This window comes from Streptomyces sp. NBC_01334, from assembly GCF_035983595.1.
GTDB lineage: Bacteria > Actinomycetota > Actinomycetes > Streptomycetales > Streptomycetaceae > Streptomyces > Streptomyces coriariae.
The window spans coordinates 3,143,406-3,157,762 of sequence record NZ_CP130718.1 but is presented as its reverse complement, the minus strand read 5'-3'; the positions used below and the strand labels follow the sequence as shown (position 1 = coordinate 3,157,762).

Sequence of the window (14,357 nt, the reverse complement as noted above, 5' to 3'; positions counted from 1 at the left end):
AAAAGTGCCCCACCCTCGTGTTCTCTGGACACGACTTCAATCCCCAATCCCCTGCGCCTGGATTTCGCGCAACTCTAACGGCGGCGCCTCCAGGTATTTCACACGCCCATGCCGCTGCGCAGCAACAGAAAATCATGGAGAACTTGCGTATTCGACGTGAAGATGGGCAAATTGGCGAGGTGGCCGAATCCCGCTCCAGTGGCCTGAAGTGCAGCTTTGCTGATCCATGGAAATCCCACAACTTGCTCAAATGTGACGTAGAGGGGCGGGCTTCTGGTTGTTTCAGCACGCATCGAGTGGGGAATCTATTTTCCGCGGCTGATCTTCCTGTTACCTTTTGGGGGCTTTGTTTGCCTTCACGAGGGGTGGGGCGTGAGCCGGTACGGCGCGCGTAGATTGGGCGGCCTTATTTCTGCTGCCCTCATACTGGGAATGCTTCCTGCGAACAGCATGGCAGCTGCATCATCCGGTAAGGGAATCAGTCTTCCCGAGCCGAAGCAGCCGCCTACTGTGGCAGTGAAGCGGATGGCTGTCGGTACCACGGACGATCGGCCCGATCAGGCGCGTCCATGGAAGGCGCCCAAGGTCACCTGGCCGGAGCCCGGCACCGCCACCGTGCAGTTGAACTCGGCGACCTCCAAGTCAGCCGCGAAGAGGGCTGGTTCCCTCCCCGTCGCCTTGACCGTCCCGCCTGCTGACCAGCGGGCCGCTGCCCGGCCGCCGGCCAAGGCGACCGTCACGCTCGCTGACCAGAAGACCGCCCGCAAAGCAGGCGTCGAGGGCCTGTTGTTCTCCGTCAACCGCGCGGACGACAGTTCTGCCGCAGGCGCCACCTCAGTACGGGTCGACTACAACTCCTTCAAGGGCGCCTACGGCGGTGACTGGGCAGCCCGTCTGCACCTGGTGCAACTCCCTGCTTGCGCGCTGACCACACCGGACGAGCCCGCCTGCCTCATTGGTAAACCGCTGTCCACGACCAACGACACCAAGACGGGCACGCTCACCGCGACCGCCACCCTGTCCGCGGCCGCCTCCACGTCGCCCTCTGACGTCAAGGCCGCGGCAATGTCCGGAGCGACAGTGCTGGCAGCCACCGCTACGGCCTCGGGTGCGAGCGGTGACTACAAGGCGACCTCTCTCCAGGCGTCGGGCTCCTGGAGCACGGGGGGCTCGACCGGCGGGTTCTCCTGGTCGTATCCGATCGACACTCCTGCGGTTCCGGGAGGGCTCAAGCCCTCCGTGTCGCTCGGCTACAACTCGCAGGCTGTGGACGGCCGCACTTCGGCCTCCAATAATCAGCCCTCGTGGATCGGTGACGGCTGGGACTGGGAGCCCGGATACATCGAACGCCGCTACAAGTCCTGCGAAGTCGACAAAGACAAGGACGGCGCCACCAACACCACCAAGGTCGGCGACCAGTGCTGGTACAGCGACAACGCCACTCTGTCGTTGGGTGGCAAGACCGTCGAACTCGTCCAAGGTGCGGACGGCGGATGGCATCCGGCCTCTGACGCGAACGAGAAGGTCGAGAAGCTCACAGGCGCCGCCAACGGCGACGACGGAACGGAAGGCGTCGACGGCAAGGGTGAGTACTGGAAGGTCACCACGGCCGACGGCATCCAGTACTTCTTCGGCCGCAACAAGCTTCCGGGCTGGAGCGACAACGGCACCGCCGCCGACGACCCGGTGACCAATTCGGCCTGGACGGCTCCGGTCTTCGGCAATCACTCGGGCGAGCCCTGCTACAACTCCTCGTTCGCCTCCGGCTGGTGCCAGCAGGCCTGGCGTTGGCAACTGGACTACGTCGTAGACCCGCGCGGCAACGCGATGGCCTACTACTGGTCCAAGGAGTCCAACAACTACGGCCGGAACGTCTCAGAGACGACCGGCAAGGCCACCGTCACTCCCTATGTGCGTGGCGGTTGGCTCGAGCGCGTCGACTACGGCCTGCGTTCCGACACGGTGTACTCGGCCAAGGCCATGGGCCAGGTCCACTTCGGCGTGACCTCCCGCTGCCTCACGTCCTGCACCTTCGACGAGGCCAACGCCGCCAACTGGCCGGACGTCCCCTACGACCAGTACTGCAAGGACGGCTCCACCGAGTGCAAGGACCAGTACTCCCCGACGTTCTGGTCCCAGAAGCGCTTGGCGTCCATCACCACCAAGGTCCTCACGGGCGGCGCGTACAAGGACGTCGACAGCTGGACTCTCGCGCAGACCTTCCCTTCCTCAGGGGACGGCATCTCCACCCCGATGTGGCTTGCCTCCATCCAGCACACCGGCAAGGCTGGATCCGCCGTCACCTTGCCTGCGGTCACTTTCGAAGGCGTACAGAAGCCCAATCGTGTCGACAAGCTCTACGACAGCCTGGCCCCGTTCATCCGGCTGCGTATGTCGCAGATCAAGACCGAGACCGGCGGAACCATCGGTGTCGACTACTACACGCCGGACTGCACTGCCACCACCCTCCCCCCGGCCGACGGCACCAATAACACCCGCTGCTACCCGGTCAAGTGGCCCTTCGAGGGGGAGGACGCCAAGCAGGACTGGTTCAACATCTACCCGGTCCAGCGGGTCGTCGAAGGTGACAACCTCGTCGAGTCTCCCGACACTGTCACTCAGTACACGTATGTCGGCGGCGCCAAGTGGGCGAAGAGCACGGACGAGTTCACCAAGCCCAAGGACCGCACCTACTCCGTCTCGCGCGGCTATGAGCGCGTGCAGACCCGCAAGGGCGCCGGCGCGGATGCTCGGACTCTGACCGAGACTCGCTACTTCCGCGGCATCGACGGTGCCGAAGTGAAGGACTCCGCCGGTGCCGCGGTCATCGACCGGGAACAGTTCGCCGGCGCGGTTCGAGAAAGCGCGACCTACAACGGGGACGGAGGCGCGCTTGTCTCCGCCACCTCATACACCCCATGGCGTTCGGCGGAGACCGCGACACGGGCGCGCAGTGAAGCCGCACTGCCCGACCTGAAGGCATATCACACGGGAACAGCGACGGAAGAGACCCGCACAACCGTCACTGGTGGTACCCGAACAACCAAGACCAGCCGCGGCTTCGACGCCTACGGCATGGTCACCCAGGTGTCCCAACATGGCGACACCGCCAAGACCGGGGACGGCACCACCGTCGGTGACGAAAGTTGCACGACTACCACCTACCTGCGCAACACATCGGCCTGGATCCTCAGCACGGTTTCTCGCACAGAGACGGTCGCCGTGCTGTGCAACGCCACCGTCAAGCGCCCCGACGACATCATCGACGACTCCCGCCTCTCCTACGACGGCGCAGCGTTCGGTATCGCCCCCACCAAGGGCCTGATCACCAGGACCGAGCGGATCAACGGCAGCGGCACCGGATACGACACCGCCAGTTCCATCCCCAACGCCTGCGGCGCGAACAAGAACCAACTCTGCTACGACCAGTACGGTCGCCCGCTGGCGACGGCGGACGCCTTCGGTAAGGTCACGGTCTCGTCGTATACCCCTCCCGTGGGCGAGAACCCGATCACCGCAACGGTGACCAACACGCTCGGCCACACCATCACGACCAAACTGGACCCGCTGCGAGGCCAGGCGCTCGAGGTGACCGATGCCAACGGCAGGGTCACTTCGACGACCTACGACGGCCTTGGCCGAGCTGCCAAGGTCTGGCTTCCGACCCGCTCGGCCACCGAATTCCCTGACGCGCCGAACTACTCCTACATGTATCAGGTCCGCACCGACGGCCCCACCGTCGTCACCACCAAGTTCCTCGACCACTTCTCCGAGTACCAGACCAGCTACGCCTTCTATGACGGTCTGCTGCGCGAGCGTCAAACTCAGGCCAAGTCCCCGGACCTGGCTGGGCGCCTGGTGACGGAGGCGTTCTACAACACCCGTGGCGAAGCGTGGCGTTCTTCAGGCACATTCTTCAGCACTGGTGCCGCCGAGCCTGTGCTTGTGACCGGACAGGACACGCAATACCCCTCGTCCACCGAGACCGTTTTCGACGGTGCGGGCCGGCCGACGGCGGTGATCGCCAAGAAGTTCGGCGACGAGACGAAGCGCATCACCACCACCTACACGGGCGACAGCACCACCGTCATCCCGCCCAAGGGCGGCACCGCGACCACGAGAGTGGTGGACGCGCTGGGCCGCACGGTGCAGCTCAAGGAGTACACGAACGCCGAACGCACGGCCTCGCAGTCCATGAGCTACCACTACGACAAACTCGGCCGCCTCGACGAGGTCACCGACCCGTCGGGGGCCAAGTGGACCTATGTCTTCGACGTTCGCGGCCGCCAGACCGACGTCGTCGACCCGGACAAGGGGAAGTCTCACACCAAGTACGACGAAGGCGATCGGGTCACCGATACCACCGACGCCCGGAATATCACTCTGCACACCGACTACGACGATCTGGGCCGCCGCACCGCGGTCAAGAACGGCACCACCATGTTGTCGGCCTGGACCTACGACGGTGTCGCCAAGGGCCAGCTCGCCACCACCACCCGCTATATCGACGGCAAGGCCTACGTCACCGAGATCACCGACTACAGCGCCTTCGACCAACCGGCCGGAACCAAGGTCACCGTACCCGCCGGCTTGGGCGTGCCCGCCGGCAGCTACGAGTGGTGGAGCTACTACAACGACAACACAGGCCAGCTCATGGAGACCGAGCATCCTGCCATCGGTGGCCTGCCCGAGGAATCGGTTCACATCAACTACGACAGCGCCGGCCTGCTGCGGACTCTCAGCGCGCAGAGCGACCCGCTGATCTCGAACACGACCTATGACCACTATGGACGTAACACCGTCCTCGAATATGGCAAGTTCGCCCAGCACCTGAAGACCACCAGCGTCTACGACGACCACACCGGCGCGCTGACCGACGCCTACACCGACCGTGACACCGCGCCGCAGCGGATAGAGGATTCCCACTACACGTACGACCCGGCCGGCAACATCACGCAGATCACGACCAACTACGGTCAGGACGCCGCTCGAACCACCGACACCCAGTGCTTCACCCTCGACGCGCTCACGCGCATCACCGAAGCCTGGACGAACACAGGGAGTGCGTGCGCCGCTGCTCCTTCCGGTGACGTGGTCGGCGGCCAGGACCCGTACTGGACCAGCTACTCGTACGACGCGGTGGGCAATCGCAAGACCGAAACCCAGCATCAGACCGCCGCCGGTCCCACCGCCGACACGGTCCGTACCTACGCCGCACCCGACACGGGCAAGCACAACCTGCCCAGCGTCACCCAGACCGGCACCGATCCGCGCACCGAGTCCTACAGCTACACCGAGACCGGCGAGACCAAGACCCGCACCTTCAAACAGGGCACCACGACCACGCTAAACCAGGATCTGGTCTGGGACGACGAAGACCACCTCAAGACCGTCACCAGCAACGGCCAGACCACCAGCTACACCTACGACACCGACGGCCAGCGCCTGACCCGCACCGACTCCACGGGTACAACGCTCTACCTCCCAGGTGGCAACGAGCTCAACGTCGACAAGGCCGGCAAGGCCACGGGAACCCGGTACTACGGCACAGGTAGCCAGACCGTGGCCATGCGTACCGGCGGCAAGCTGACTTTCTTGCTCACGGACCATCACGGCACGACCACCACTCAGGTCACCGCCGATGCTACCCAGGCCATTACCCGCCGCAAGACGGGCATCTTCGGCGCTTCTCGTGGCACACAGCCATCCCTCTGGGCAGGTGACAGGGGCTTCGTCGGCGGCACAAAGGACACTGACACAGGCCTGACTCATCTCGGGGCACGTGAATACGACCCTGTGACCGGCCGTTTCATCAGTGTCGACCCAGTCTTGGTCTTGACGAACCCCCAGCAGGTTCACGGCTACAGCTACGCGAACAACAACCCAGTTACCGTCAGCGACCCATCGGGACTCTGCGCAGACTTCGACTGCCCCACTCGGCCGGGGGCGGGATACGAGAACACCACCCCGGGCAAAGCCCCTACGAAGAAGAAGTCTGCCAACACGGTCTACAGGGAGAACGAAGAATGCTACAACTGTGACGGTAGCTCCACCTCCGGAAACGGAGACAGTGGCGGCCTCATGGGATGGGTGAAGAGCACTGCGCACGTCGTAGTCGAATATGGCTACGCGATCTTCTCGCAGCCGGAAACCTGGTGGGGTGCCGCCGAAATCGGCGGGAGTATGGCCCTCATGGGCCTAGGCGGCGATATGGTCATAGGTGGCGGTGCTGCCTGTCTTTTGACACTCATTGGTTGCACTGTCGGGGTACCTGCCGCAGCGGGCGGCACAGCCTTGGTCGGCGTAGGCGCCGCTGGGACGGCTGATGGTATCGGCCGCATCAATGAGGGGTTGGGCAAGGCCCTCAGAGAGGTAAATGGGGAGGCGACCGGTGGTGGACGAGCAGCGCAGGAACACGGAGATGCGTACGAGGGATTCCTGCAGGAGGAACTCGGAGGAGGCGGAGGATTCTCTGAGAAGGGTCGTCAATTTGATGGTGCTTATGTGGACCCGTCGACAGGAAGGGGCACATGGTATGAAGCTAAGTCGGGAAACTTTTTCGAGAACACCATCAAAGATCCTAAGCGACTTAGTAAGTTCTTTTCCACCGAAGGGCAGAAGGCTGGCATAGCTAATGAGCGTGGGGTTGAATATAAGCTTATATCCGAAAATCCGATACCCGATCAAATTACTAATTGGCTCGGCAAGAAGGGTATTCCGTGGGAAGTAATTTCAAGATGATCTCCATGGGTGGAGGTGTGAAGGCTTGAGTAGGTCGGTAGATATTGACTTCACCTTCAGAAAGTCAATCGATGTTTCGACAATCTTGCGTGCCTTGCTTGACGGGGGTATGAGGCCGCCCCTGGAAGGGGAGGTGGCGTATCTAATCGACGAGGATGGAATGTTTAACTGGCGGAAGGCGGAAACCCTTCAGCTGGGCGAGATTGTATCCAAGTTGGCGGACTCTCGGTGGGGTGATCGAGTCGTAGGGATTACGCTTTGTTTCCCGATGGGAGGCTCTGGTGGGGACTTCCTATTTCACCCTGGTCGAACTACTGTCTCCTGTGTAATTGGTATCAATCCGAAACTGCTGCCCGGCTCCTCCCGATTTTGCGACATTGGGTGGTACTTGGCCAGGCTGGTTCCTGTGTTTGAATCTCTGGATCTATCGGAAATCGAAGCGCGGGACTCTCCGTAAGAGTGCGCTGATTCAGGAATTATGGATACTGATCGAAGGTGAACCGGAGATGCTTGGCCATTGGTTGGCCTGCTCCTATTTTCGTGGAGTGGGACAACCCGATCGTGAAGCGCTCTGGGTGCTGTGCCATGACGTCGAGGGTTCGGTTGCGGCATCATGCTGCGTCATCTAGTAGCACTTCGTTAGGTTCTGGCTCTGCTTCTGCGTGTGGTGAGGGGTCGGCCGCAGGTGGTGCAGGTGCCAGTCCAGCACCTCAGCAGGTCCTGGAGGGTGTCCAGGACCTGGTAGAGGGTCAGTCCGGCGTGGGGCTTTTGGGTTACACCGCCTGAGGGCGAGGAAGGCCTGGGCGGCGGAGACCAGGGTGACGTGGTGGTGCCAGCCGCGCCAAGTGCGGCCCTCGAAGTGGTCCGGCCCAGGTCGTGCTTGAGCTCACGGTAGTCATGCTCGATCCGCCAGCGCATCTTCGCCCCCCGCACCGGGTCCTCGACGGGTGTGGTGGCGGGCAGGTTCGATATCCAGTAGCCCGTCGGAGCGTCCTGGCCGTCCGGCCGCTCCACCAGGAGGGTCCGGGTGGGCAGGACGCCGTCCCACCGCTTGCGGCCACCGCCCGCTTCCTGGGCGGCGGCCAGGGACTGCTTGCCCGCCGGCCGGATGGCCAGGACCGTGAACCGTGAGGTCGCGCCTTTGCTGCCCTGCCGCCAGGTCACCTCGGTGAACCGGCCGGCATCGGCCACCGCAACGAGGCCGGAGACGGCTCGCGGTGAGGTGCCATAGCGGGGCAGCGTTGGCGGCCCGAGCCCGCCATAAGAGGGTTGGTGCGGCTCGACCTCCTCCAGGTGGGCGACTTCCTTGCCGCTCAGTGCGAGGACGTAGGACAGCCCTCGCTCCTCGAGGCCGATTTGGAACGCGGTGCTGACGCCATAGCCGGCGTCGGCAACCACCACCGGCGCCTTCAACTGCCACTCGGCAAGCGTGTCGAGCAGGTCGAGGGCCAGGCGCCATTTCTCCTGGTGCATCATGTCGTCGGGGACTCCGGCCCGGCCGCAGCGGTCCGGTTCGTCCGTCCACTCGCGCGGCAGACGCAGCTGCCACTGCAGCGGGCACGAGGCGGCGTCGGTGGCGGCATAAACGCTGACCGCGACCTGGCAGTTCGCCCGATTCCCGAGTGCTCCGCAGTACTGGCGTACCACTCCAGCCGAAGCCTGGCCGCACTTGGGGAACGACACGTTGTCGATCACCCACACCTCGGGCGCGAGCACTTCGGACAACAGCTGGGCGATCCGCCGCCGCACCGGCAGTGGATCCCACGGCGACTGGTTCACGAACTGCTTCAGGGCCTGCATGTTCCCGTCCGGCAGCCGCTCGCCCATCGGCTGGACCGACTTGCGCCGGCCGTCCAGCTTCAGACCCCGCAGATAACACTCGCCCCACCGCCGCTGATCCCGCCGCGGCAACGACCCGAACACATCGGCAACGAACTCCGATAACTCACCCCGGAGCCGTCCCACCTCCCCCAACTTCATGCTTCGAAGATGCCCATCACCAGGTGAGATCACCCAAGGTAACGAAGCACTACTAAGAGGTGTCCCGTAACTGCTGGAGCGGCCAGGACCAGTCCCGGCTTCGACGAGGTCACATGAAGAGAAGTTCGACGTCCGCCGCGACACAGAGTCGCAGTACAACTGTCAGCTGTTGGGCCGCGTCGATGTGTACCTGAGGGACGTCGGTCTCGCTCGACCACTGGTTGACGATCGCTTCCAGCCTGGGCAGGAGGGCGGCGCATTCGGTGGGCGATAGCTCGCCGCCGCCGTCATCGGGGCGATCGAGGAGGGGGGCGAGCGAGGTGGAGACGTCGCTCCAGGGGCGCTCTCCGCCGAAACCCCACATCTCGCAGAGCGTGAGTCCCTCGGCTCGCGCCAACTGTCGCCGAAACGCGGCGAAGCCGCTGTAGGACCAGGAAACATCCGGGCTGCTGTTGTCACCGTCACCCGGGAAGAGGACCAGTCCCATGTGCCCTCCCTATTCGTGGAGACAACAGAATCTAGGACAGGGGGCAGCACCCGCAACTGAGATGATCTTGGTGTGGCTGGTGTGATCACGGCGTCGGAGCCGTCCTGGATAGCCCCGTTCACCGGGCTGAGCCCGCGCCGCTTCGGCAAGTTGGTGACCGCGGCGCGCCGCGAAGGCGCTGACGAGGTCCGACGTGGACGGCCGTGGGGTCTGCCGTTGGAGGACCGAGTATTGCTGGTCGCGGCGTACTGGCGCACGAACTTGACACTGCGCCAGCTCGCCCCGCTCTTCGGCGTCTCCAAGTCCGCCGCGAACCGCGTCATCGCCCAGCTCGGGCCGCGGCTCGCGTTCCAGCAGCGCCAGCGGTTCCGCAAGGACACCGTGCTCATTGTGGACGGCACCCTGGTGCCCACCCGCGACCACGCGGTGGCCGAGCAGTCGAAAAACTACCGGTACTCGACCAACCACCAGGTCGTCATCGACGCCGACACCAGCCTCGTCGTGGTCGTCGGCCGGCCTCTGCCCGGCAACCGCAACGACTGCAAGGCGTGGGCGGAATCCGGCGCCAAGGACATGGTCGGCGCCACAATGACGATCGCGGACGGCGGCTATCCGGGCACAGGACTGATCATGCCGCACCGCCGCCGCAAGGGCGAGGAACTGCCCGACTGGAAGGTCGCGAATAACACCTCCCACAAGCAAGTCCGGGCCCGCGTCGAGCACGTCTTCGCCCGCATGAAGTGCTGGAAGATCCTGCGGGACTGCCGCCTCAAAGGCAACGGCGTACACCACGCAATGCGTGGCATTGCCCGCCTGCACAACCTCAACCTCACTGAGTAGACGGCCCGTTACCCCGACCGTCGACTGCATCCCGACCACACGGAAGATCATTTACGGGACAACCCTTAGCCGACGGTGATATCGGCTATCTCGAGCCGATCCGCGCGCTGACGATTCCGAGGCTCAGCAGGATCTTGCTGAGGCGGTCAGGGCGGATCGGCCGGAGTGGTGACCGGGGCCCGATAGGTGGGGAGGAAATCCTGGTGTGGTCATTTGAGGTTGCTGCCCTGATGAATGGTGGGCGTGGCGCGCTCGAACCACACCGTCTTCCCGCCCCCGGCTGTCGGCGACACTCCCCACTTGTCGACGAACGCGTCCAGGAGGAACAGGCCTCGGCCGCCTTCCGACTCCGGGTCCGACTTCGTCGGGGTCGGGAGTAGTTGGCCGTAGGCGTCCGTCACCTCTGCCCTGACTCCCGTCCGCTGCTTCAGCAGGAGCAGGGTGCAACGGCTGTCCGGGACGTGGCGGATCACGTTGGCGATCAGTTCCGTCAGGGCCAGTTCCACCGTGTCCGTGAGGTGTTGCAGCTCCCAGTTCTCCAGGTGCAGGCGGGCGATCCGGCGGATGTGGCGCGCCGAGTGTTCGCCGACCGTCAGGGTCATGCGGTGCTGCGTGGGGATGGGGGAGGCGTAGATCGAGGGGAAGTATCCGTTCACGGTACGAGGTTGAGCTGTGACAACTACTCTGGGCTATGGGTTGAATACAACCCGTTGTGTTGTGGTGTCGTGGGAGGGCCTGCGTGACCCATATCAATGTTCTCGACCCCGGGGCTTCGCCGCTCGACTACTACGGGTTCGAGCTTCGGCGGTTGCGGGAGGCGGCTGAGCTCACTCAGCGGCAGCTCGGGGACATCCTCAATTACACGGGCTCGCTGGTGGGGCAGGTCGAGACGGCCCGGAAGGTGCCCACCGTTGAGTTCAGTGAGAGGGTCGATGCCGCCCTCGGAACCGGCGGGTTGTTCTCGCGGCTCGTCGTACTCGTGCTGCGCAGTCAACTTCCGGCCTGGTTCAGGGAAGTCGCCGAGCTGGAGGCGCGGGCCGTCGAGATCTGTGTCTTCCAGGCCGGAATCGTTCACGGTCTGCTCCAGACCCCGGCTTACGCGCGCGCCGTCCTCGGAGTGCTCGACGAGACCGACCTTGAGGATCGAACCGCAGTCCGGCTCGCCCGTCAGCGCATCTTCGAGAAGTCCGAGCCTCCGGTCTTCTGGATCGTGCTCACCGAGGGTGTACTGCACCAGGAGATCGGCGGCAGGGAAGTCATGCGCGAGCAACTCGCTCACCTGTTGTCGGTCGAGCGGAATCCTCGGATCAACATCCAAGTGCTGCCGTTCTCGGCCGGAGCGCACGCAGGTACACAAGGCTCGTTCAACGTCTACCGCTTCGGAAGCGACCCCACCATCGTCTATACCGAGGGGTACGGCAGCGGGCATCCCAGTGCGAACCCGGACACGGTCAAGGACTGTTCACTCCGTTACGATCATCTGCGGGCCGCCGCTCTCTCCCTCAAGGATTCGGCGGAGCTGATCCGGCGAGTGGTGGAGGAGCGCTATGGAGAGCACCGTCTGGCGTAAGTCGTCGTACAGCGGTGACCAGGGCGGTGATTGTGTCGAGATCGCCGAAAGCCCGGCCACCATCGCCATCCGTGACTCCAAGACCCCGGCGGGCCCGATCCTCGCGATCGAGCCCGCCGCGTTCTCGACGTTCCTCGCCTGGACCGGCGGTGGCGCTACAGGCGCTGAATGATCGTCCCGGTGGCCAGTGCGCCGCCCGCGCACATGGTGATCAGGGCGAACTCCTTGTCCGTGCGCTCCAGTTCGTGCAGGGCCGTCGTGATGAGGCGGGCGCCTGTCGCGCCGACCGGGTGGCCGAGGGCGATTGCTCCGCCGTTGACGTTGACCTTCGTCAGGTCGGCGTCGAAGATCTGCGCCCAGCTCAACACCACAGACGCGAAGGCCTCGTTGATCTCGACGAGGTCGATGTCCTTCAGGGACATGCCCGCCTTGCCGAGGACGGCTCGGGTCGCGTCGATGGGGCCGTCGAGGTGGAAGTGCGGGTTCGCGCCCACCAACGCCTGGGCGACGATCCTCGCCCTCGGCTTCAGTTTCAGGGCGCGAGCCATCCGTTTAGACGCCCACATGATCGCGGCCGCGCCATCGCTGATCTGCGACGAGTTGCCGGCCGTGTGGATCGCCGTGGGCATGACCGGCTTCAGGCGGGACAGGGCTTCGAGGGAGGTGTCGCGCAGGCCCTCGTCGCGGTCGACCAGGCGCCACATGCCCTGGCCGGCCGCCTGTTCCTCCTCCGTCGTCGGGACCTGGACGGCGAACGTCTCGCGCTTGAAGCGTTCCTCCGACCAGGCCGCCGCCGCTCGTTCCTGGGAGAGGAGGCCCAGGGTGTCCACGTCCGAGCGGCTCAACCCCCGGTTGCGCGCGATGCGTTCCGCCGCCTCGAACTGGTTCGGGAGGTCCACGTTCCACTCCTCCGGGAACGGTTTCCCGGGGCCGTGCTTCGAGCCCGAGCCGAGGGGGACGCGGGACATCGTCTCCACTCCGCAGCTGATGCCCACGTCGATGACGCCCGCCGCGATCATGTTCGCCGCCATGTGGCTCGCCTGCTGCGAGGAGCCGCACTGGCAGTCGACCGTCGTCGCGGCCGTCTCGTACGGGAGGCCCATCGTCAGCCATGCTGTCCGTGCCGGGTTCATGGACTGTTCGCCGGCGTGGGTCACCGTGCCGCCGACTATCTGTTCCACGGCGTCGGCGGGCATGCCGGTACGGCCGAGTAGTTCGCGGTAGGTCTCGCCCAGGAGGTAGGCGGGGTGCAGGTTGGCGAGCGCGCCGCCGCGCTTGCCGATGGGGGTGCGGACTGCTTCCACGATCACGGGTTCGGCGGCCATGGGTGCGGATCCCTTCGGAACTAGTACGTGTTCTAGTTCTCTGCTGTGTGCAGTCTGCTTACGTGATGTGCGTCACCGCAAGGGTCTTGCAGCCTCGAGGGTCCTGAACTACCTTCACGGCAATCTGTTTCTGATGAACCGTCAGATCGCATCGTCAGATGGCTGGAGCCGCCGATGCCCTGTCCAGCGCTTCCCGACGGGTTCGACTTCACCGATCCCGACCTGCTGCAACACCAAGTGCCGCTACCGGAGTTCGCCGCGTTGCGCGGTGCCGAACCGGTCCGCTGGATCCCTCAGACGGGCAATGTCGCCGGCTTCCAGGACGAGGGGTACTGGGCGGTGACCCGCCACGCGGATGTGAAATACGTGTCCACCCACCCCGAGATCTTCTCCTCCTACCTCAACACCGCGATCATCCGGTTCAACGAACACATCGAACGGGATTCGATCGACGCTCAGCGGTTCATCCTGCTGAACATGGATCCGCCCGAGCACACGCGCGTACGGCAGATCGTGCAGCGCGGGTTCACGCCCCGGGCCATCCGGGCGTTGGAGGAGCGGCTGCGGAACCGGGCCACGGCGATCGTCGAGAGCGCCCGCGCGCAGGACGGTTCCTTCGACTTCGTCACGTCCGTCGCCTCGGAGCTGCCCCTGCAGGCCATCGCCGAGCTGATCGGCGTACCCCAGGACGACCGCTCCAAGATCTTCGACTGGTCCAACAAGATGATCGGGTACGACGATCCCGAGTTCGCCATCACCGCCGAGGTCGGGGCGCAGTCCGCCGCCGAGATCCTCGCCTACGCCATGAACATGGCCGCCGAGCGGAAGCAGTGCCCCGCCCACGACATCGTCTCCACGCTCGTGGCCGCCGAGAACGAGGGCAATCTGAACTCCGACGAGTTCGGGTTCTTCGTGCTGATGCTGGCCGTGGCCGGGAACGAGACGACCCGGAACGCCACGACCCACGGCATGCACGCGTTCCTCACCCATCCCGAGCAATGGGAGTTGTACAAGCGCGAGCGGCCCGGCACCGCCGCCGAGGAGATCGTGCGGTGGGCCACCCCCGTCATCGCCTTCCAGCGGACCGCCACCCAGGACACCGAGCTGGGCGGGAAGCTGATCAGGAAGGGGGACCGGGTCGGGCTCTTCTACTCCTCCGCCAACCGCGACCCCGAGGTGTTCGAGCGGCCCGACGAGTTCGACGTCACCCGGGATCCGAATCCGCACCTCGGCTTCGGCGGCGGCGGGCCCCACTTCTGCCTCGGCAAGTCACTCGCCGTGCTGGAGATCAACCTCATCTTCAACGCGATCGCCGATGCCCTGCCCGACCTGAGGCTCGTGGGGGATCCGCGTCGGCTGCGGTCCGCCTGGATCAACGGGGTGAAGGAGCTCCGGGTCAGCGCCGGGTGATCAG

The 14,357-nt window shown here is 64.7% G+C and carries 8 protein-coding genes and 1 pseudogene; 5 read left to right on the top strand and 4 right to left on the bottom strand.

The genetic code is table 11. The features are described from left to right. Positions 1 to 525: 525 nt before the first annotated feature. On the top strand, positions 526 to 6,741 hold the full coding sequence (locus OG736_RS14285) for an RHS repeat domain-containing protein (RefSeq protein ID WP_327182777.1): 6,216 nt from the start codon (positions 526 to 528) through the stop codon (positions 6,739 to 6,741). 710 nt (positions 6,742 to 7,451) lie between these two features. Here the strand turns inward: OG736_RS14285 and OG736_RS14280 are convergent. Continuing rightward, positions 7,452 to 8,721 (bottom strand): annotated as a pseudogene (locus OG736_RS14280) (IS701 family transposase). Positions 8,722 to 8,830: 109 nt separating this feature from the next. Continuing rightward, complete coding sequence (locus tag OG736_RS14275) at positions 8,831 to 9,208, bottom strand: hypothetical protein (RefSeq protein WP_327182776.1); 378 nt, start codon at positions 9,206 to 9,208, stop codon at positions 8,831 to 8,833. A gap of 72 nt (positions 9,209 to 9,280) precedes the next feature. On the opposite strand from OG736_RS14275, the gene OG736_RS14270 reads away from it, so the two are divergent. Further along, the gene (locus tag OG736_RS14270) at positions 9,281 to 10,048 is read left to right on the top strand and encodes a transposase (RefSeq protein WP_327182775.1); all 768 of its coding nucleotides are present in this window, start codon (positions 9,281 to 9,283) and stop codon (positions 10,046 to 10,048) included. A gap of 209 nt (positions 10,049 to 10,257) precedes the next feature. On the opposite strand, the gene OG736_RS14265 is transcribed toward OG736_RS14270, so the two are convergent. Beyond that, positions 10,258 to 10,704 (bottom strand): ATP-binding protein, encoded by a 447-nt coding sequence (locus OG736_RS14265; RefSeq protein ID WP_327182774.1) that lies wholly within the window; start codon positions 10,702 to 10,704, stop codon positions 10,258 to 10,260. Positions 10,705 to 10,787: 83 nt separating this feature from the next. Here OG736_RS14265 and OG736_RS14260 point away from each other — a divergent pair, with 83 nt between their 5' ends. Together OG736_RS14260 and OG736_RS14255 are read left to right on the top strand one after the other, a co-directional pair. Further along, positions 10,788 to 11,618 carry a helix-turn-helix domain-containing protein gene (locus OG736_RS14260; RefSeq protein WP_327182773.1) on the top strand — a complete coding sequence of 277 codons (831 nt, stop codon included), beginning with the start codon at positions 10,788 to 10,790 and terminating at the stop codon, positions 11,616 to 11,618. Then, positions 11,596 to 11,790 (top strand): DUF397 domain-containing protein, encoded by a 195-nt coding sequence (locus tag OG736_RS14255; RefSeq protein ID WP_327182772.1) that lies wholly within the window; start codon positions 11,596 to 11,598, stop codon positions 11,788 to 11,790. The genes OG736_RS14260 and OG736_RS14255 overlap by 23 nt, the downstream gene beginning before the upstream one ends. Here OG736_RS14255 and OG736_RS14250 read toward each other — a convergent pair. Beyond that, positions 11,774 to 12,943, bottom strand: a complete 1,170-nt coding sequence (locus OG736_RS14250) for a steroid 3-ketoacyl-CoA thiolase (protein WP_327182771.1) — start codon at positions 12,941 to 12,943, stop codon at positions 11,774 to 11,776. The genes OG736_RS14255 and OG736_RS14250 overlap by 17 nt on opposite strands. A gap of 174 nt (positions 12,944 to 13,117) precedes the next feature. On the opposite strand from OG736_RS14250, the gene OG736_RS14245 reads away from it, so the two are divergent. Next, the gene (locus tag OG736_RS14245) at positions 13,118 to 14,353 is read left to right on the top strand and encodes a cytochrome P450 (protein ID WP_327182770.1); all 1,236 of its coding nucleotides are present in this window, start codon (positions 13,118 to 13,120) and stop codon (positions 14,351 to 14,353) included. Positions 14,354 to 14,357: the final 4 nt, after the last annotated feature.